Source organism: Bacillus sp. AR8-1 (assembly GCF_008042345.1).
Lineage (GTDB): Bacteria > Bacillota > Bacilli > Bacillales > Bacillaceae_G > Bacillus_A > Bacillus_A cereus.
Genome location: NZ_QNUB01000023.1, coordinates 1 through 19096, shown reverse-complemented (window position 1 = coordinate 19096; position 19096 = coordinate 1). Strand labels below are relative to the sequence as shown.

Sequence of the window (19096 nt, the reverse complement as noted above, 5' to 3'; positions counted from 1 at the left end):
CATTTCCTAAAAAGGAAAAGTGTAGAGCTTGCTTTCCTCTACACTTTTAAAATAAAACACATTGTGCAAATTGTATTGGCACTACCATCATAATTATATGCTTATTTCATATATTTTTAAAGACTTTTATTACAAACGCAACGTTTTTTGTAATAAAAGTCAAAAAAATGTTACAAATAAAACTTCTTCCTATCATATATCTTCAAATCAAAGCTTCACTCATTTTCTTGCAAATTTCTATACTGATACAATTGATTTTGCGACTTTCTCAACAGTTCTTCAAACGTTTTTCCTTCTACTGGATAGCTAGCTGCTCCAAATAAAAGAGTGACACTGAGTAAATCACCTTCTATTTCACTTTCAATATTTTTCATTAATCTGTTTGTTATTGTTGATGTTTCATGACCATTATCAATTGCTACAATAACATACTTATTTTCATCCCACTTTGTAACAACATCTCCCTTCCGAATTGTCTTTACAATGGTACTCTCTAATTTTTGTACTAACACTCCCAATTTTTTTTCTTGCAACGTGTCTTTTAATCCTTCCCATTCTTTTACAGAAAGAATGTAAACCGTAATATTACGGGAATCTCTTTCAGATAAAGCGGCTACTTTCCCAAAAAAATCAACAACAAAATCGTTGCTTGCCATTCCTCCTCCTTCCACATTCATACGCTTGTTCGCTCTTTTATCGTACCAATGTCCAAAATAATAACTTAGTATCATTTGCAATATATAAATAATAAAGACGGTATAAAATGATCGTGAATCCAGTTTTACAATTACATCCTGAAGTGCAATCCATTCTGTAACTGCCACTGTATTTCCAAGTAATAATCCACTAATTTTCCCTTTATGTTTCATACTTCTCCCCCTTTTATACCAATATATGTTTCTATATCAATAATGTTTTTCTACAAAATAAAAAATGTACATATGCAATGTACATTTCTGCTTAAGCTTGTATACCTTTCCTACTCTATTTCATATATATAATATATAACTTTTATAGAAAGGAGTAATCTATATGCTACAAAAAGAGAATCTATCAGATGCTATGCGTTTACTAGCTGGTTTTCTATTATCATTAAAATTATTATTTACCTCTTTCGGCATACACTTTATTACAAACGATCAAATCGACGCTATTGTTAATGTTGTTTCATTTTTATTTATTCTATACTTTGGCTACAAAAATAACTATGTAGGAAAAAAAGGAATAGAGCAAAAGAAAATACTCAAAAAACACAACCTTCACTAAAAAAGGAACCTTTTGTACAGGTTCCTTTTTATCATTGCCGCACAACAACTTCATTTGTTTGCAGTGGACCATATGATATCTCTTTATCTTGAAATGTATATGTAGCCTGAAAGAATGCTTGTTTAAGAGCTTTATCTTTATTAGCTTTTATTTTGCAACGTAGTTCCACCTTTTCATTCGGTAACAAATCATCAATTCGCCACCTTACAAGCTGGAATAAAAACTCACTTATCCCCTTATCAACTTTTAAAGAATTAGGAATATAAGCAAAGTAATCTCGAATCATATGACTTACAACAACTCTCGAAATCATTTCTACCCCTTTATTTTCCACTTCAATTCGCATAATAAGTATGTCGTTTACATCGTAGGTCAATTCATACGAAAATTGTTCTGTATACATACTACCAATTTGCAATGTAACGGCTACTTGAGGAAATTCATTTTCCTTTTTCGATCCGTCAATCCACAATACTGGTTGTAGCGGTATTGAATACTTTCCTGTATCCGAAATTCGTCCCCATATTTTCATAATATATATTCACCTCATTTCAGATGTACCATACACACAATAAATTCCCCAACTTACTAAAGCTTGCTACAAGTAATGTTTAATATTTCTCTTCCTTTTATCCTATTCGACAATATGAAGAAAAAACCATTTTTCATCTATTAACAGAAGGTGTTCTTTATGAAATTTTTTTACAATTTACTTCATTTCCTTTATAGCAATATTCGTATCGCTCACTCGTTCTCTACTCATATGAAAGAATATTTTGACGGAAGAAAAAATTTGCCTTATAGTCAAATTTGACTATAATATTCTTTATGGCATATTAGTGCACTTGTGGAAAAGAAATTAAAATCAACTATACATTTAAATTTTTTATCCACTGCACTCAAAACTTAATATAGTTTACTTATTTCTAAAGGAGGGTTATATTTGGAAACTCAACCATTAAAAAAAGACACCAACAAGACAAAATTTGTTGTTGCTGGTTTGCTGCTTGGTATATTAATGGCCGCAATGGATAATACAATCGTTGCAACCGCAATGGCAACAATTGTTGGAGACCTAGGAGGCTTTGATAAGTTTGTTTGGGTCACATCAGCTTATATGGTAGCAACAATGGCAGGGATGCCTATCTTTGGGAAACTTTCTGATATGTACGGGCGAAAACGTTTTTATATTGGGGGCCTCATTCTTTTCTTATTCGGTTCTGCGCTTTGCGGAACAGCTTCAAGTATTGAGCAATTAAGTATTTATAGAGCTATTCAAGGTATCGGTGGTGGTGCCCTTATGCCTATCGCCTTTACAATTATGTATGATATCTTCCCACCAGAAAAACGCGGGAAGATGACAGGGCTATTCGGTGCTGTTTTCGGGACATCTAGTGTATTCGGTCCTTTATTAGGTGCTTATATTACAGACTATATAAGTTGGCATTGGGTCTTCTATATCAATATTCCATTAGGACTTATCTCCTTTTTCTTCATTACTAAATACTACAGTGAGTCTCTAGAATTTAGAAAACAAAAAATTGATTGGGCTGGTGCTATTACACTTGTCATAAGTATCGTTTGCTTAATGTTCGCATTAGAACTTGGTGGTAAGGAATATGCCTGGAATTCCACTGTAATTATTGGCTTATTTACAACAGTAGTTATTGCGCTTATTATTTTCTTCTTTGTAGAAAGAAAAGCAACCGAGCCTATTATTTCGTTCCATCTATTTAAAAAACCTTTATTCGCAGCTAGTCAAGGAGTTGCCTTTTTCTATGGTGCTGCTTTTATTATCTGTACAGTTTATATTCCAATCTTCATTCAAGGCGTTCTTGGAGGTTCGGCCTCTAATGCTGGATTAATTTTAACACCAATGATGGTTGGTTCTGTAATTGGAAGTCAAACAGGAGGACAATTAGCTTCTCGAACAAGCTATCGTAACATTATGATGGTATCTGGTGTCTTCTTCGTTGTTGGTATTTATTCATTAAGTACTTTAACAATGGACACACCTCGTTTACTCGTAACACTATTTATGATTCTCGCTGGGCTTGGTGTTGGCTTCTCATTCTCAGTATTAAGTATGTCTTCTATTCACAAGTTAGAAATGCGAGACCGCGGTTCGGCGACATCAACAAACTCATTCTTCCGATCACTCGGTATGACTCTTGGTGTAACGATTTTCGGTACAATTCAAAATCATATTTTTACAGATAAACTAAACTCTGTGTTCTCCCCTGAACTAGCAAAATTAGCTCCAAAAGGCGGAGACACAAGTTTCTTATTATCACCAGGCGCTACCGCAAAAATTCCTGTTGAAATATTAGCGGGTATTAAAGAAGCTCTCGCTACATCTATTGCGAACACATTCTTCTGGGCACTCATCCCGGCTGTACTAAGTGTTATTTGTATTTTACTAATGGGAAATGAACGCCTCTTTACAGGCCCTAAAAAGAAAGAAAAACAAAAGCAAGTCAGTTAATATAAAAAAGAAGCGGCATATCCCTTTATGAAAAAGGATATGCCGTTTATAATATGTATAAAGTTTTTATATACAGGAGTTGAGACAGCATGAGCATGAAATTAGTCATTCTCGGCTTGCTACTCGAAGGAGATAAACATCCATATGAAGTGCAGCATATTATGAAAGAACGACAAATGGATTGTTATATTAAATATGCTAAAGGATCACTTTATTACGCTTTCGAGCAATTAGAAAAGCAAGGTGCAATTCACATTACAAATGTAATTAGAGACACAAACCGACCTGACAAAACGATTTTTCATATAACAGAAGAAGGCAAAAAACTATTCCACACTTTACTATTAAAACAATTCGAAGCAAAAAACCAAATATATAAACCTATTTATTCAGCCCTATCTTTCGCTCACTTTAGCAATGATCATGAATTAGTTCCTATTTTAGAAAAAAAGAAAAATGATACTCTTCAATATTTACATACTATGCAAACGATATATGATTGTAATAAAGGAAAGGTTCCACGTGCACAACTATATATCTTGCAAAGTGTAATTGAGCATATTACAGTTGAATTACAATGGCTAAACACCCTCCTTAAAGATGCTATAGCAGGCCGACTTTCAGAAGTTGCTATAGATGAAAATTGAGCTATGAAAGAAGACATCCCTACTTCTTTCATAGCTCAATTTCTCTTTTTATACTGTAATATTATTAGTTACTTCAGAGTAAAAAGTCAGAATAATAAGAAATAAAAACTTTGGAATTTTCTTATTTTAAAACAGTAGACAAAATTCCAAAAATTGTGTTAGAATTTGTTTCAATATCATATCGCTTGTTAAATTCCTTTCAAAAGGAAAATAGGTACACGAACATTTCGTTTCGTGTTTAAAAGGGAAGCTTGGTGAAACTCCAACACGGTCCCGCCACTGTAAATGCTGAGATTTCTTTTTGGTGCCACTGTGAAAACGGGAAGGTGAAAGAAATTATATGAAGCATAAGTCAGGAGACCTGCCTGTTTTAACAACACTGATAGATTCACGGATGATGATGAGGTGTTAAAACAAAAAGGAAGGCTTATTTTCTATGTCTTTGCACTTTTTGTTATAGGTATTTCCTAGTAAACGGAAATGCTTACTTTCAATTAGGGAGGAATTTAAAATGGCAATTCAAACAAGTAACTTAGGTTATCCACGTATCGGACTACAACGAGAGTGGAAAAAAACATTGGAAGCTTTTTGGTCCAATAAAATTGATGAAGAACAATTTTTAACAACAATGAAAGAAATTCGCCTTCAACACGTAAAAGTACAGCAAGAAAAAGGGATTGAACTCATTCCAATTGGCGACTTTACATATTATGATCACGTTTTGGATACTGCCTATATGCTAGGATTTATCCCATCACGTTTTTCTGAGTTTACATCTTACCTTGATGTATATTTCGCAATGGCGCGTGGCTCTAAAAATCACGTAGCTTCCGAAATGACAAAATGGTTTAACACAAACTATCACTATATCGTTCCTGAATATGAAGAGGGATTACAAATCTCTTTAAAAGATAATCGTCCACTTCGCTTATACGAAGAGGCAAAACAAGAATTAGGAGTAGATGGAAAGCCTGTTATTTTAGGTCCATATACTTTCTTAAAATTAGCTAAAGGCTATACACAAGAACAATTCCCTTCCATTTTAAAACAGTTAGTTGCACCTTACGTACAACTGCTTTCAGAACTACATGCAGCTGGTGCACAAGCCATTCAAGTTGATGAACCAATTTTCGCTTCTTTAACGAAAGAAGAAGTTCAACAAGCAAAAGAAATTTATGAAGCTATTCGTAAAGAAGTTCCAAATGCGACTCTTCTTTTACAAACATATTTTGATAGCGTGGAAGAAAACTATGAAGAAATTATTACATTCCCGGTATCCGGTATTGGATTAGATTTCATTCATGGTAAAGAAGGTAATTTAAATGCTATTTCAAAATATGGATTCCCAGCTGATAAAACTTTAGCTGTCGGTTGTATAGATGGCCGTAACATTTGGAGAGCTGACCTTGATGAAGTTCTTGAGTTATTTACAACGTTACAAAAACAAGTCCAAACGAAAGATTTCATCGTTCAGCCTTCTTGTAGCTTATTGCATACACCGATCGATAAAACAGAAGAAACTCACTTATCGACTGAGCTATTTGATGCATTAGCATTTGCAAATCAAAAATTAGAAGAGTTAGTTCTTATTCATTCCGCTCTCACTCAAGGTACAGAAAGCATTAGTACTGAGCTGGAAACATATCGAAACGTACATCATACAATTCGCTCATCTGCTGCACGTAACCGAGAAGATGTCAAAGCAGCACGAACAGCACTAAAAGAAGAAGATTTTTCACGTCCTCTTCCATTTGAAAAACGATACGAATTACAACAAGTTGCCCTGGAGTTACCACTATTACCAACAACGACTATTGGTAGCTTCCCGCAAACAACTGAAGTTCGTCAAACGCGAAAAGAATGGCGTAACGGTGTTATTTCAAATGAACAATATGAACAATTTATTGAAAAAGAGACAGAAAAATGGATTCGTTACCAAGAAGAAATTGGGCTTGATGTCCTTGTACATGGTGAATTTGAAAGAACTGACATGGTCGAATATTTTGGTGAGCGCCTTGCTGGTTTCTCATTCACTAAAAACGGTTGGGTACAATCATACGGTTCCCGCTGCGTAAAACCACCTGTTATTTATGGTGATGTAGCCTTTATTAACGGCATGACTATTAAGGAAACAGTTTATGCACAAAGCTTAACGGAGAAAGTTGTAAAAGGAATGTTAACTGGACCTGTTACGATTTTAAATTGGTCCTTCGTTCGAAATGACATTCCAAGAAAAGAAGTTTCGTATCAAATTGCACTAGCTCTTCGTCACGAAATTGAACTACTTGAATCTTCCGGAATTAGAGTAATCCAAGTCGATGAACCAGCACTTCGTGAAGGAATGCCACTAAAAGAAAAAGATTGGGATGCTTATATTACATGGGCAGTACAATCCTTCCTTTTAGCAACTTCTTCTGTAGCAAACGAAACACAAATTCATACTCATATGTGTTACAGTAACTTCGAAGATATTGTTGACGCGATTCGCGCATTAGATGCAGATGTAATTTCTATCGAAACATCAAGAAGTCACGGAGAATTTATTGATACGTTAAAACATACAACATATGAAAAAGGCATCGGCCTAGGTGTATATGATATTCATAGCCCACGTGTACCGAGTAAAGATGAAATGTATAAAATCGTAGAACAATCTTTAGAAGTATGCGATCCTAAATATTTCTGGATTAATCCTGATTGTGGTTTAAAAACGAGAAGAACAGAAGAAGTTATTCCAGCTTTAGAACATATGGTGCAAGCAGCGAAAGATGCTCGTTCCCTTTTAAAAACAAACGCATAACAAAAATGGGTTATCCTTTTCTCAGGATAACCCATTTTTTATTCTTTACTTTCAAAGAAGAATTCGTATTGTATTTTATATAATTCATCATCCGTTGGCTCTTCAAGAGGAATTGCTTGTAAGACAACTGTATACTCACCATTTGGAATAGATATTTGAAATTTGTTTGAAAGAATACTCGTTATAACGATACTTTCATTTTCAACCGTAAAAGGAACCGTAATCGTTCTAACCACTTCTTCTTTTTCAATATGTTTCCCTGGGGTCACTTTCACTTCACAAGTATAATCAGAAAGTGCTTCAAAAATAACAGTTCCCTCTGCCTCAGCATAACCTCTTTCAAAATCTTCATCCGTCCAGTCTACATAAGGCTGCTCACCGTCATAGTTCATCAACATTAATTGCGAATAAGAAATTGTTAACTCCATAGTTCCCCTTCTCCTTCATTATGAAATGTACAAATACTACTTCACTTCAAATTTCACACGCGTACCATCTGGATATTTATCTAACTTATTCCCTACCCAAGAGCCTGCTCCCCGGTTATCCGCCGGACTTATATATTCAATATGTGCTCCTTTTCCGCCTTCCTTGCACATCGCCATTGGCCATTCATCACGATCATACCCTTTTTTTGATGGATACGGTGCTAACGACAATTTCCTTCTATCTGCAGCACCACCACGATCGATTGTACAAACTTCTGAATGCCCTTCTTTTATAGCATCCGTAATATGTTTTCCTGTCTCTGGATAACGTTCTTTCGGAAATTCTAACACTTGATCATACGTATTCGTTTTCTTTACACTTGTTTCCTCTGGCACAAGTACTTCATAAACTGCTACTAAAATAGACAGAATTGCAATAATTGAAATGATAATACCTTTTAATTGCTTCATGTATACCTCCATGTTTCTACCAGTTTCTTTTCCTCAGTTATTATAACAAACTTCTCCTGTATATGTTTTCAGACATTATTTTAGTTATTCCTTGCCATTCCGCCAAAAAATTTCATTTTTTCACTAATGCTGTAGAAAACTAATAGCCTTCCGACATTCTTTTTCAAAGGAAGTCCTCATAAAAGATTGAAATGATATATACGATACTTTTTGGGGAGGAAATATCATGGAAGCTACCTATAAAACGAAAGATGTCACGAATAAAACAGGCATCCCAAAACATATAGTCCGCAAATATAGTCAACTGTTAGAGGAACATGGTTATATGATTTCTAAAACAGCTGATGCTCGTATTTATAAACTTGATGATTTAAAACTATTGAAATCTATACATGAAAGAGCTGCCACATTACAAGAAGATATTTCAGAAACGATACCGATTATTTTAAAAGAAAAAGAGGCCCCACCTGTACCAGTTATACAAGATAAGCAAGAGATACAACCGAAAGAAAAAGAAGATGGGCGTAACTTTGAGGAGTTCATGTTGAAACTTGAAATGCTAGCTCAATTAAATGAAGCAATTATTCATCAAAATTCTACTCTAATTACACAAAATCGTTTAAAGGATGAGAAACTAGATGAATTGATGCAACAAGTGTATGTAAAAGAAGGCTCTCAAGAAAAAATGCTTCAAGAGTTAGTCGAGCACGCCGCTCAAACAGATGCATTGCAAAAAGAAAAAATGGACTTATTAATGAATCATATGTATAAACGAGAATCCAAACAAGAAGAAAAAATGAATAAACTTGTTAGTCAAATTTATAACAAGGACAGTAATCGTGATGCACAGCTTATGCAAGTTATTCGAGAAATTCAAGAAACAAAAAGAATGGTCGCTGCCTCAAAAGAGCAAAGCTTCTTTCAATCATTTAAAAGTTTATTTAGCCGAGCAAAACAAGAAAAAACAAATGAATAAACAATATAAAATAAAAAGTTACCTTCCATCGGTAACTTTTATTCCTTATTTTGTACAGCTGGTAATATAATAATTGCTTCAGTGCCTTTTCCACTTTCACTCTTATATTCCAATGTACCATTATGCGCTTGTAAAATACTAAATGTTACCATAAGCCCTAATCCTGTCCCTTTTTCTTTTAAAGAATAATATGGTTGCCCCAGCCTTGCTAACTGTTCTTTCGTCATACCAACACCACTATCTTTAACTCTTATTATGATTGTTTCGTCTTTTTGAATAGCTGTTACTTTTAAATATCCTTTATTTCCTTGAATTGCTTCAATACCATTTTTAACAACATTCATAATAGCTTGCTTCAATTTTGTCTTATCACCAATCGTATAAAGACTTTCTGAAATTTCAACTTGTAAATATACACCTTGCATCGCTGCAAATGACGACATAAGAGTGGTCATTTCTATTAATTGGGCTGATAAACAAATGTGTTCTTTTTTCTCAATTTGCGGCCTTGCTAAATTCAAGTAATCTGAAATAATTTGTTCCGCCCGATCCAATTCAGCTAATACGAGACGCATATAATCCTTATTCTTCACATCTTCCGTACTTTCTAGCAATTGGATAAATCCACGAACAACAGTAAGTGGATTTCGAACTTCATGTGCCACACTTGCTGCTAACTCACTTACAATATTAAGCTTTTCTGATTTTTGCATCTCTGTACGTAGCAATGCATTTTCGTTTAAATATTCAGTTAAATACACCTGAAATACCATTGTCATGACCATGATAAGCGAGGCAAATATAAATCCGCTATATATTTGCGAAATATACGGTGTAAATCCTGTTTCCAAAAGAACATTAATCATGCCTAATACTAAAGAAACAAGCACATAAAATGATGAAATCATAAATGCTAAAATTAATTTCTTATCTCTTGAAAAAAGAGACCATTTCTTTGATAAAAATAGCGGAACTATCAATAGAAATGTTACTTCTAAAACTGGAAGAAAGCTCATTCCCTTTAGTAACCATTCATATGCAACAAAAATAACCGCTGGGATTAAACCAACAATCCCACCATATAAAAAACCACTGACAATTGGAATTGGGTGAAAGTTATACCCACACACATTGCCAAAACAAATAGAGTATGTCATGGAGAGAACGAGCGTAACGCTAGATAAAAACATAATAAAGTAACGATTTGGCTTCGGAGGCATTTCTTGATAGCGATTTAAACGAATCGCTTCATATAAAAATAGTGGTAAAATTATGATGGCAATTTGAATCAACAAATCACGGATAAGCTCCATAACCTCTCATCCCCTATATGTATTTTGATATGATTATATCATTTTATAGGTTTATTTGTTTTAAAATTTTGATTTTTCTTAACATATTTGTTAATTCTTTGTTAACAACTCATAATAATTGTTACAGATTTTCGAAATGATTGTAAACCCTGTACCAAATTTCCTTCGTGCAGTATACAATGAATACGGATTACAAAGAAAATGTAAAAATACTTTTTTAGACGGACAACTATAGCAAAATACAGCATATAATCCATACTATCTATGTTTACAAATAAGTGATCATTACTTTAGTAGGAGGAAGATAAATATGGCGGGTACTACGCTTGTTTTAAAAGAAGAAAATTTGGTTGTTCTAGAAAATGTTGAAAAATCAGTATATGAAGAGTTACAGCATAAAGCAGGAGATGAAGATTGCACATGTGCTGTGAACGAATCAGTTGTTCACCTTGGCAAGGTATCCTCTGTACTCTGGAATGAAGATGAAATAGATTGGGAATACGGATATTAAAAAGTCGCTTATAGCGGCTTTTTTTCTCTTTTCTCTCTCTTTCTAAATTACATATACAAAGCGCAATCATAGAAAATATGATAAAATGAACTTAATTTTCAAACGGAAGAAAGGGAGATACAATGGAACAATTCATTAACCCTAGAGTGAAGGATATCCAAATTTCTGGAATCCGTCAATTCTCTAACATGATTCAACACTATGATAATTTGATTTCTTTAACAATCGGACAACCCGATTTCCCTACACCTTCTCTCGTAAAAGAAGCGGCAAAACGGGCTATTACAGAAAACTATACAAGCTATACACATAACGCTGGTTTACTAGAATTACGTAAGGCAGCTTGTAACTTCGTAAAAGATAACTACGATTTACATTACTCACCTGAAAACGAAACCATCGTTACAATTGGTGCTAGCGAAGCAATTGATGTTGCATTCCGAACGATTTTAGAGCCAGGAACAGAAGTAATTTTACCTGCTCCTATTTATCCAGGTTACGAACCTATTATTCGATTATGCGGTGCAACGCCCATTTTTGTAGATGTTCGTGAAACTGGATTCCGTTTAACAGCTGACGCGCTAAAAAATGCTATTACAGAAAAAACAAGATGTATCGTACTACCATATCCTTCTAACCCAACTGGTGTAACTTTATCCACAGAAGAATTAAAAGATATTGTAGATGTTTTAAAAGATAAAAATATTTTCGTCCTTTCAGATGAAATTTATAGCGAGCTTGTGTATGAACAAAAGCATACATCTATCGCTCATTTCCCAGAAATGCGTGAAAAGACAATTGTCATTAACGGTTTATCTAAATCACATTCTATGACTGGCTGGCGTGTTGGACTTTTATTCGCACCAAGCTATTTAGCAGGACACATATTAAAAGTTCATCAATACAATGTAACGTGTGCTACTTCAATCGCTCAATACGCTGCGATTGAAGCATTAACAGCTGCTAAAGACGCACCCAAAATGATGCGCCACCAATATAAAAAACGCCGTGATTACGTATATAATAGACTCACTCAAATGGGATTAGCAGTTGAAAAGCCAACAGGTGCATTTTACTTATTCCCATATGTTGGTCATTTGACATCTTCATCATTTGATTTTGCACTTGATCTTGTCAAAGAAGCTGGACTAGCTGTAGTTCCTGGAACAGCATTCTCTGAATACGGTGAAGGCTACCTTCGCTTGTCCTATGCGTATAGTATCGAAACTTTAAAAGAAGGCTGCGACCGATTAGAAGCCTTTCTAAAGAAAAAAGCTAAGAGTTAAACTCTTAGCTTTTTTCTGCATAATGATCACAAGTTTGACGTTTTAGTAATTTATGAGGAATAATGATACACTTTGCAGTGGATTCTGCATTCTCTACTTTATCAACTAAAGCTTTCGCTGCCTCATATCCTAGCTGATAAATATTCACATCAACTGTCGAAAGTGGAGGGCTCGCAATTTCTGATAATAAAGCATTATTAAAGCTTACAATAGAAACATCCTTCGGTACAACGAATCCTTTTTTAGAAAGAGCACTTAACACACCAAGTCCAATTAAGTCATCCGTTGCCATAATTGCCGTCGGCGGTTGCTGCAGTCCCATTAATTCCTCAACGGCTTGTTGACCACTTTCCCTCGAAAAATCAAAATGTAAAATATATTCTTTTGGTAATACAATGTCTGCTAATTTCAAGGCATCACTCATACCAGCTAAACGATCTCTCGTTACAAGTAAATCTGATCCACCACCAATGAACGCGATTTGCTTATGCCCTAATGAAATTAAATATTCTGCCACTTCTCTTGCAGCTGTATAATTGTCATTATCTACATATGTAATTTCATCTTTTCGATCATATGGTTTTCCTATTAAAACAAACGGGAAATTCTGTTCATGTAAATATTGAATAATCCGATCATTCTCCCTTGAATATAAAAGAATAATGCCACCAATTTGGCGTCCCTGTACCATCTTTACGACACCATTAAAAATTTCTTCTTCCGTTTCACCTGTCGACATGTAAAGCGCATAACCTTCTACGTGTGCAAATGAACTAATCCCTCTTATAACTTCTGGGAAAAATGGATTTTGAAAAGCTTTACTTGCAGAACTTGGCATAACAAGACCAAGTGTTTTCGTCGTTTGGTTCGCAAGATTTCTCGCATTTAAATTGGGATGATACCCTAATTCACTCATCACTTTCCTAACACGGCGCTTTGTCTTTTCACTTATACTTGGATTATCAGCAATTACACGAGAAACTGTTGATGGTGCAACATTCGCTTGCTTCGCCACATCTTTAATTGTAACTGTCATAAAAATCCCCCTCCTCTCATTTCTCTGTCATTTTTCATATATTTTATCTCGCATTCATTGCAAGTCATAAACTTTCATTTCTTATATCTTGCAAAACTAATCCTATTCTCCCTCTTCATGTATTGTAAGGGATATAGCTATTTTTTCCTATACTATAATATACTATTTATTTCACTTCTTTTCACATGTGATGTCAAATCTCTTTTCATCTCCCTATAAAGTTATTTATAGGGAGATGAAAAGAAAAATGGGACATAATGTCCCATTTTTCATCCTTTTGTACCTCCAGCTGTTAAACCGGAAACAAAATATTTTTGTAGTGATAGGAATAAAATTGAAATCGGGATCGCAATTAACACTGAACCCGCTGCAAACGTTGTAAATTCATTACCGAATTTTTTCGCAACCATTTCATATAATCCAACTGCTAAAGTATAATTTTCTGGTGTTCGCAAAATAATACTCGCTAAAATGAAATCTGTAAATGGACCAATGAAAGTAAATAATGCTACAACCGCTACGATTGGCTTTGCAAGTGGCATAATGATTTGCCAGAAAATACGGAAATGCCCTGCTCCATCCATTCGAGCTGATTCATCCAACTCTTTCGGAATCGTATCAAAATACCCTTTCATAAGCCATGTATTCATCGGAATTGCTCCGCCCACATAAATTAAAATTAATGCAAGGTGTGTATCAAGTAATCCTGTTAACTGAGCTAATATATATAGTGCGATTAACGCTGCAAAATTCGGGATCATTTGCAGAATTAAAAATGTTAATAAACCATTCTTTCTTCCAACAAAACGATATCTCGAAAATGCATAAGCAGTAAAACTAATGGCTAGTACAGAGAAAATCATCGTCATTACGCTAACTTTCAAAGTATTTTTATACCAAAGTAAGTAATTACTTGAATCGAGATCAAGTAGCTTGCGATAATGATCTAATGTGGCATTTTTCGGAATAATACTTGACCCAGATAAACTATCACCTGGATTAAACGATGAGCCAATTATCCATAGTAATGGATAGAAAACAATCGCACACATTATGAAGATAACTAAATAACTTAATGAAAGACGTAGCATCTTTTGTCGTTTAATATTCATTTACATCATATCCTCTTCTTGGAATGATTTTGTTCTCTTAAATTGCCATAACGCAACTGTAATAACGATTAACGATAAAATCATTGTAAGAGCTGCTGCTTTGCCGTATTGAGCCGAAGTCATCGTTAACTTATAGATCCATGAAATTAAAATATCCGTTCCACCTGCATTTTGTCCAGACACAGCAGGTCCCCCGTTATTAAATAGATAAATAATACTAAAATTATTAAAGTTAAACGTATATTGCGTAATTAATATTGGCGCTGTTGCATATAACACAAGTGGCAATGTAATTTTGCGGAACTGTTGCCAAGCAGTTGCTCCGTCTACTGTAGCCGCTTCATATAATTCTCCTGGAATCGATTGCAGTATACCTGTTGTCATCGCAAAGACGAACGGGAAACCAAGCCACGTTTGAATCATAATTAAAGCAATCTTTGACCAAAACGGGTCTGTCATCCAAGCAATCTTTTCAATCCCGAATAAAGCTAATACTTGGTTATTAATTGCTCCAAATGTTTCATTAAACATACCAGCAAATACAAGAATAGATACGAATGCTGGAACAGCCCACGGTAAAATAAAGATTGTTCGAATAATTGCCTTACCTTTAATACCAGGCTGATTTACGATAATCGCTAAAAAAATACCAAGTGCAACTTGTAATGTTGTTGCAACGAATGTCCAAATGACAGTCCAAGAAAATACACTTAAAAATGTATCTCTCCACATCGGTAATGTGAAAATATCAATAAAGTTTTTAAAGCCCACCCAATCTACTAATTTAGCTGGAGGAGAATGATATAAATCATAGTTTGTAAATCCAATTAAAATTACGAAGATGATTGGAAATACGACAACAAAGATAAGTAGTAGAAAACCTGGTGAAACCATTAAATAAGGAAAGCCTTGATCTAACAAATTACGGTATTGCTCTTTTACAGAATTTAACGGTGTTCCAATATCACGTTTCTTCCCATTTTGATATGCATCATATAAGTTAAATGCATATATGCCAAGCCCAAAAGCGATAACGATAAGTGCCAAGATCCCTTCTACTAATAGAAAGACGGAATGGTCACGTGGAACTTCTGTACCGAGCGTTACAATGCCCCATAATCCCATATTTAATAAATCAGCAAAGGCTACAATAAATGAACCTGTTAATACTAGAAAAATAAGACCTTTTACAAATTGTTTATTATACATTTGGCCCACGCCTGGAATGATTGATAACATGGTTGCCACTTTCCTATGCTTTGAATCATTTAACCCCTTTGCAGGTTCCATAGATGTTTGCATGTTCCTTCCCCCTTTTTTCTTCCTACATGGAAGGGAGAGAATTCGTGCCCCTCATATTAGAGGCACGAATTTCACCTTATTTTTTCTTACTATGATTTGCCTCAATATTACCTTTAATTTGTTTCACTGCACTATCAAGTGCGGATTTTGGTGCTTCTTTATCTGATACAACTAATTGAAGCGCATCTCCAGCTGGTTTCCAAACTTCTTGCATTTCTGGAATGTTTGGCATTGGAATTCCATTTTCAGATTGTGTCGCAACCGCTTTTGCAGCCTCATTTTCTTTAATGATTGGATCTTCCATTACTGATTTTACTGGTGGAATTTCTTTCGTTTTCTCAAAGCGAATTTTAGCATTTTCTTCATTTGTAACCCACTCAGTAAATTTTGTAGCTAAATCATTTTGTTTAGAGAAGCTTGTTACATGCCATCCTTTTACGCCAACGAACGTTTTCATCGGTTGACCATTTGGTAATTTCGGCATTGGAGCAACCCCATAGTCTATTCCAGCCTTTTCCATCGCTTGGAATGCCCATGGACCATTCATAATAGATGCTGCTTTTCCTTCATTAAATAATCCATCTGCAGCTGAACCACCAGATTCACCGATAATACCTTTCGGGAATAACTTTTCTTTATACCATTTTTGAATATATTCAGCACCTTGTACCGCACCGCTATTATTTAATCCAATATCATTTGCATTTGGCTTTCCATCTTTTTCACCAAATACATAACCACCCATACCTGCCATAAATGCATTAGCAAAGTAGAAGTTATCTCCTAGTGCTAAAAATCCGTATTTTCCATCTTTCGTAAAGTCTTTTGAGAAGTTAAACAGTTCATCCATCGTTTCCGGCGCTTTTTGCATCATTTTTTTATTATAAATAAAGATTGGTGTTTCAATCGCTTTTGGTAAACCATATATTTTTCCGTTATATGTTTGTGCTTCTATTGATAAATCTGTAAATTTACTTTTTACTGTATCATCTACTTTCACTTCTGAAAGTAGCCCTTCTGTTACCGCATTACCAATATGATCATGTGGCAATGTTACAACATCTGGCCCTGTGCCAGCTGGACCGTCGAGACGAAGTTTTTCTATTTGTTTCGTCATCTGAACCTCTTCAACTTTTACTTTCACATTATATTTCTTTTCAAAACTTTTCACCGCTGGCTCTAGACCCACACCTTTTTTCTCATCTTCCCAAACAAGAAGATCATAGTCTTTTTTCGCTTTACTTTCCTCTTTTTTCCCTGAATCTTTCGGTCCACATGCAGATAACATACCAATAGATAATGCTGAAACCGTTAATAATGATAATGCTTTCTTCATCCCAAAAACCTCCCTAAATTGTCTATGTACCTTAGTAACTGAAAACGTTTGCATTTAATAGTTTAATTGAAGCGCAAACAATATCTCAAGTCTATGAAAACGTTTGCGCTATTTGTCTATCATTATACATTCTTTTATTCATTTTGCAAATATTAATTTAAAAATTATGTCATTATACTCTTTATACATTGACTTTATATTAAATGAATACTACTCTTATAAGCAATATTAAAGCTATAACAAAAGCAATCGTTTGCAATATAGGCTTTATTATTACACTTAAGGGAATACTATGTATAGAGATATTGAAGGGGGATTTTCTATATGTTTAAAGAAGCCATTTATCATAGGCCGAAAGATAATTATGCATACGCTTACGATGAACAAACAATTCACATCCGAATACGTACTAAGAGAGATGATGTTCAAAGCGCCGATCTTATTTACGGTGATCCTTACGAATGGAAAGATGGGAAATGGATATCAGCAAGTACACCAATGAAAAAAACGGGTTCTACTGCATTATTTGATTATTGGTCCATTGCAATCGAACCAAAATTTAAGCGCTTACGTTATGGGTTTGAATTAAAATCTGAAACAGACACTCTTATTTATACAGAGCGAGGATTCTTTTCTAACATTCCAAATGATGATGTTGGTAACTTTTTTTGTTTTCCATTTATTCATGCAGATGATGTATTCAAAGCACCATCTTGGATTAAAGACACCATTTGGTATCAGATTTTCCCTGAACGATTCGCTAATGGCGATAGTACGCTGAATCCAGAAAACACCCTTCCTTGGGGAAGTGCGAATCCTACTCCAACTAATTTTTTCGGTGGGGATTTTGCTGGTGTTATTCAAAACCTTGATTACCTTGTTAAGCTTGGCATTTCCGGAATATATTTCACACCTATTTTCAAAGCTCATTCAAACCATAAATATGACACAATTGACTATATGGAAATTGATCCACAATTTGGGACGAAAGAAACTTTTAAAGAGCTCGTTGAAGAATGTCATAAGCACGGTATAAAAGTCATGCTCGATGCTGTGTTTAATCATAGTGGATACTTTTTCGAGAAATTTCAAGACGTACTAGAGAATGGTGAGAAGTCCGCATATAAAGAGTGGTTCCACATTCATGATTTCCCGATTATAACCGAACCACTTCCAAATTATGATACTTTCGCCTTTACACCGTATATGCCTAAATTAAATACAGCTCATCCAGATGTAAAAGAGTACTTACTTGAAGTAGGACGTTATTGGGTACGAGAATTCAATATAGATGGCTGGCGCCTTGATGTCGCAAATGAAGTCGATCACAACTTTTGGAGAGAATTCCGAACTGAAATAAAAACATTAAATCCTGAAGTATATATTTTGGGAGAAATTTGGCACGATGCCCTTCCGTGGCTACAAGGTGATCAATTTGATGCTGTCATGAGCTATCCTGTTACAAACGCTCTACTTTCTTACTTTGCTAACTATTCCATTAAAGCAAGTGAATTCATGAAGCAAATTACAGAATCTCTACATTCCTACTCTATGAATGTAAATGAAGCAGCCTTTCATTTATTAGATAGCCATGATACTCCAAGAATTTTAACAACATGCAATGGAGATAAAAATAAGTTGAAATTGCTCTATGTATTCCATCTTTCTTTCATCGGCTCTCCATGTATTTATTACGGAGATGAAATCGGCATGGATGGTGGTATGGACCCCAATTGCCGTAAATGTATGATTTGGGATACTAAAGAACAAGATCATGCATTATTTACACATATACAAACATTGATTTCATTACGAAAACAACATGCAGCTTTTGGAGGACATGGTACTTTTCAATTCATCGAAGCAAATGATGAACATAATTATATTTCTTATACGAAAACATATGAGGATGAAACTATCTTTTTCGTTTTAAACCCTACTAATAGTGAAGTTACAGTTTCACTCCCTCTTCATGTTACTGGTAAGAAAATAATTAACATTTATACAAATGAAGAATTTTCAGCAGAAGCAAGTGTATTACAAGTTACACTTCCTCCATATGGATTCTCCATATTAAAATGGTAATCAAAAAAGCCTTATGCCAAGGTGAAGTGACCCCCGAAAGTT

The 19096-nt window shown here is 34.7% G+C and carries 17 protein-coding genes and 1 riboswitch; of the genes, 8 read left to right on the top strand and 9 right to left on the bottom strand.

Annotated elements, in window-relative coordinates; all coding sequences use genetic code 11:
* Window positions 1-215: 215 nt before the first annotated feature.
* Window positions 216-869 carry a diguanylate cyclase domain-containing protein gene (locus tag DN400_RS18035; RefSeq protein ID WP_065229300.1) on the bottom strand — a complete coding sequence of 218 codons (654 nt, stop codon included), beginning with the start codon at window positions 867-869 and terminating at the stop codon, window positions 216-218.
* A gap of 163 nt (window positions 870-1032) precedes the next feature.
* Here DN400_RS18035 and DN400_RS18030 point away from each other — a divergent pair, with 163 nt between their 5' ends.
* Window positions 1033-1266 carry an SPP1 phage holin family protein gene (locus tag DN400_RS18030; protein ID WP_000939446.1) on the top strand — a complete coding sequence of 78 codons (234 nt, stop codon included), beginning with the start codon at window positions 1033-1035 and terminating at the stop codon, window positions 1264-1266.
* A gap of 31 nt (window positions 1267-1297) precedes the next feature.
* On the opposite strand, the gene DN400_RS18025 is transcribed toward DN400_RS18030, so the two are convergent.
* Window positions 1298-1798 carry a hypothetical protein gene (locus tag DN400_RS18025; protein ID WP_000708119.1) on the bottom strand — a complete coding sequence of 167 codons (501 nt, stop codon included), beginning with the start codon at window positions 1796-1798 and terminating at the stop codon, window positions 1298-1300.
* Between the two features lie 411 nt (window positions 1799-2209).
* Between DN400_RS18025 and DN400_RS18020 the strand changes: the two genes are divergently transcribed.
* The 3 genes from DN400_RS18020 to metE all read left to right on the top strand — a co-directional run bounded on the left by DN400_RS18020 (window position 2210) and on the right by metE (window position 7198).
* On the top strand, window positions 2210-3751 hold the full coding sequence (locus tag DN400_RS18020; protein ID WP_065229301.1) for an MDR family MFS transporter: 1542 nt from the start codon (window positions 2210-2212) through the stop codon (window positions 3749-3751).
* Between the two features lie 89 nt (window positions 3752-3840).
* Window positions 3841-4398 (top strand): PadR family transcriptional regulator, encoded by a 558-nt coding sequence (locus DN400_RS18015; RefSeq protein WP_000062063.1) that lies wholly within the window; start codon window positions 3841-3843, stop codon window positions 4396-4398.
* A 195-nt stretch (window positions 4399-4593) separates the two neighbouring features.
* Window positions 4594-4781, top strand: a riboswitch (cobalamin riboswitch).
* 128 nt (window positions 4782-4909) lie between these two features.
* Window positions 4910-7198 (top strand): 5-methyltetrahydropteroyltriglutamate--homocysteine S-methyltransferase, encoded by a 2289-nt coding sequence (metE, locus tag DN400_RS18010; RefSeq protein ID WP_065229302.1) that lies wholly within the window; start codon window positions 4910-4912, stop codon window positions 7196-7198.
* A 38-nt stretch (window positions 7199-7236) separates the two neighbouring features.
* Here the strand turns inward: metE and DN400_RS18005 are convergent, their stop codons facing one another.
* A complete protein-coding gene (locus DN400_RS18005) occupies window positions 7237-7626 on the bottom strand; it encodes a competence protein ComJ (RefSeq protein ID WP_000424024.1) in 390 nt (129 codons plus the stop codon).
* A 36-nt stretch (window positions 7627-7662) separates the two neighbouring features.
* A complete protein-coding gene (gene nucA / locus DN400_RS18000; protein WP_000811494.1) occupies window positions 7663-8097 on the bottom strand; it encodes a DNA-entry nuclease in 435 nt (144 codons plus the stop codon).
* Window positions 8098-8323: 226 nt separating this feature from the next.
* Between nucA and DN400_RS17995 the strand changes: the two genes are divergently transcribed.
* A complete protein-coding gene (locus DN400_RS17995; RefSeq protein ID WP_000388467.1) occupies window positions 8324-9073 on the top strand; it encodes a DUF3967 domain-containing protein in 750 nt (249 codons plus the stop codon).
* A gap of 38 nt (window positions 9074-9111) precedes the next feature.
* Here the strand turns inward: DN400_RS17995 and kinB are convergent, their stop codons facing one another.
* Complete coding sequence (gene kinB / locus DN400_RS17990; RefSeq protein WP_000420372.1) at window positions 9112-10386, bottom strand: sporulation sensor histidine kinase KinB; 1275 nt, start codon at window positions 10384-10386, stop codon at window positions 9112-9114.
* Window positions 10387-10696: 310 nt separating this feature from the next.
* On the opposite strand from kinB, the gene DN400_RS17985 reads away from it, so the two are divergent.
* A complete protein-coding gene (locus DN400_RS17985; protein WP_000929276.1) occupies window positions 10697-10897 on the top strand; it encodes a hypothetical protein in 201 nt (66 codons plus the stop codon).
* Between the two features lie 122 nt (window positions 10898-11019).
* Window positions 11020-12183: an aminotransferase A gene (locus DN400_RS17980; RefSeq protein ID WP_000434552.1), complete on the top strand. Its 1164-nt coding sequence runs from the start codon at window positions 11020-11022 to the stop codon at window positions 12181-12183.
* Window positions 12184-12187: 4 nt separating this feature from the next.
* Here DN400_RS17980 and malR read toward each other — a convergent pair whose 3' ends face one another.
* From malR to DN400_RS17960, 4 genes are all read right to left on the bottom strand, one after another.
* Complete coding sequence (gene malR / locus DN400_RS17975) at window positions 12188-13219, bottom strand: maltose operon transcriptional repressor MalR (RefSeq protein WP_016512354.1); 1032 nt, start codon at window positions 13217-13219, stop codon at window positions 12188-12190.
* A 269-nt stretch (window positions 13220-13488) separates the two neighbouring features.
* The gene (malD, locus tag DN400_RS17970; protein WP_001022603.1) at window positions 13489-14331 is read right to left on the bottom strand and encodes a maltosaccharide ABC transporter permease MalD; all 843 of its coding nucleotides are present in this window, start codon (window positions 14329-14331) and stop codon (window positions 13489-13491) included.
* A complete protein-coding gene (gene malC, locus DN400_RS17965; protein ID WP_001194982.1) occupies window positions 14332-15633 on the bottom strand; it encodes a maltosaccharide ABC transporter permease MalC in 1302 nt (433 codons plus the stop codon).
* Between the two features lie 76 nt (window positions 15634-15709).
* Window positions 15710-16969, bottom strand: coding sequence for an extracellular solute-binding protein (locus tag DN400_RS17960; protein WP_000709931.1), 1260 nt, complete (start codon window positions 16967-16969; stop codon window positions 15710-15712).
* Between the two features lie 324 nt (window positions 16970-17293).
* On the opposite strand from DN400_RS17960, the gene DN400_RS17955 reads away from it, so the two are divergent.
* Window positions 17294-19054 (top strand): alpha-glycosidase, encoded by a 1761-nt coding sequence (locus DN400_RS17955; protein WP_147801798.1) that lies wholly within the window; start codon window positions 17294-17296, stop codon window positions 19052-19054.
* The last annotated feature ends 42 nt before the right edge of the window (window positions 19055-19096 follow it).

Excerpts from the sequence above, each read along its gene's own strand:
- malD (WP_001022603.1), bottom strand. The coding sequence starts at position 14,331 with ATGAATATTAAACGACAAAAGATGCTACGTCTTTCATTAAGTTATTTA.
- kinB (WP_000420372.1), bottom strand. The coding sequence starts at position 10,386 with ATGGAGCTTATCCGTGATTTGTTGATTCAAATTGCCATCATAATTTTA.
- DN400_RS17960 (WP_000709931.1), bottom strand. The coding sequence starts at position 16,969 with ATGAAGAAAGCATTATCATTATTAACGGTTTCAGCATTATCTATTGGT.
- DN400_RS17980 (WP_000434552.1), top strand. The coding sequence starts at position 11,020 with ATGGAACAATTCATTAACCCTAGAGTGAAGGATATCCAAATTTCTGGA.
- DN400_RS18005 (WP_000424024.1), bottom strand. The coding sequence starts at position 7,626 with ATGGAGTTAACAATTTCTTATTCGCAATTAATGTTGATGAACTATGAC.
- DN400_RS18030 (WP_000939446.1), top strand. The coding sequence starts at position 1,033 with ATGCTACAAAAAGAGAATCTATCAGATGCTATGCGTTTACTAGCTGGT.
- DN400_RS18035 (WP_065229300.1), bottom strand. The coding sequence starts at position 869 with ATGAAACATAAAGGGAAAATTAGTGGATTATTACTTGGAAATACAGTG.
- malR (WP_016512354.1), bottom strand. The coding sequence starts at position 13,219 with ATGACAGTTACAATTAAAGATGTGGCGAAGCAAGCGAATGTTGCACCA.
- metE (WP_065229302.1), top strand. The coding sequence starts at position 4,910 with ATGGCAATTCAAACAAGTAACTTAGGTTATCCACGTATCGGACTACAA.
- DN400_RS17985 (WP_000929276.1), top strand. The coding sequence starts at position 10,697 with ATGGCGGGTACTACGCTTGTTTTAAAAGAAGAAAATTTGGTTGTTCTA.
- nucA (WP_000811494.1), bottom strand. The coding sequence starts at position 8,097 with ATGAAGCAATTAAAAGGTATTATCATTTCAATTATTGCAATTCTGTCT.
- malC (WP_001194982.1), bottom strand. The coding sequence starts at position 15,633 with ATGCAAACATCTATGGAACCTGCAAAGGGGTTAAATGATTCAAAGCAT.
- DN400_RS18015 (WP_000062063.1), top strand. The coding sequence starts at position 3,841 with ATGAGCATGAAATTAGTCATTCTCGGCTTGCTACTCGAAGGAGATAAA.
- DN400_RS18025 (WP_000708119.1), bottom strand. The coding sequence starts at position 1,798 with ATGAAAATATGGGGACGAATTTCGGATACAGGAAAGTATTCAATACCG.
- DN400_RS17995 (WP_000388467.1), top strand. The coding sequence starts at position 8,324 with ATGGAAGCTACCTATAAAACGAAAGATGTCACGAATAAAACAGGCATC.
- DN400_RS17955 (WP_147801798.1), top strand. The coding sequence starts at position 17,294 with ATGTTTAAAGAAGCCATTTATCATAGGCCGAAAGATAATTATGCATAC.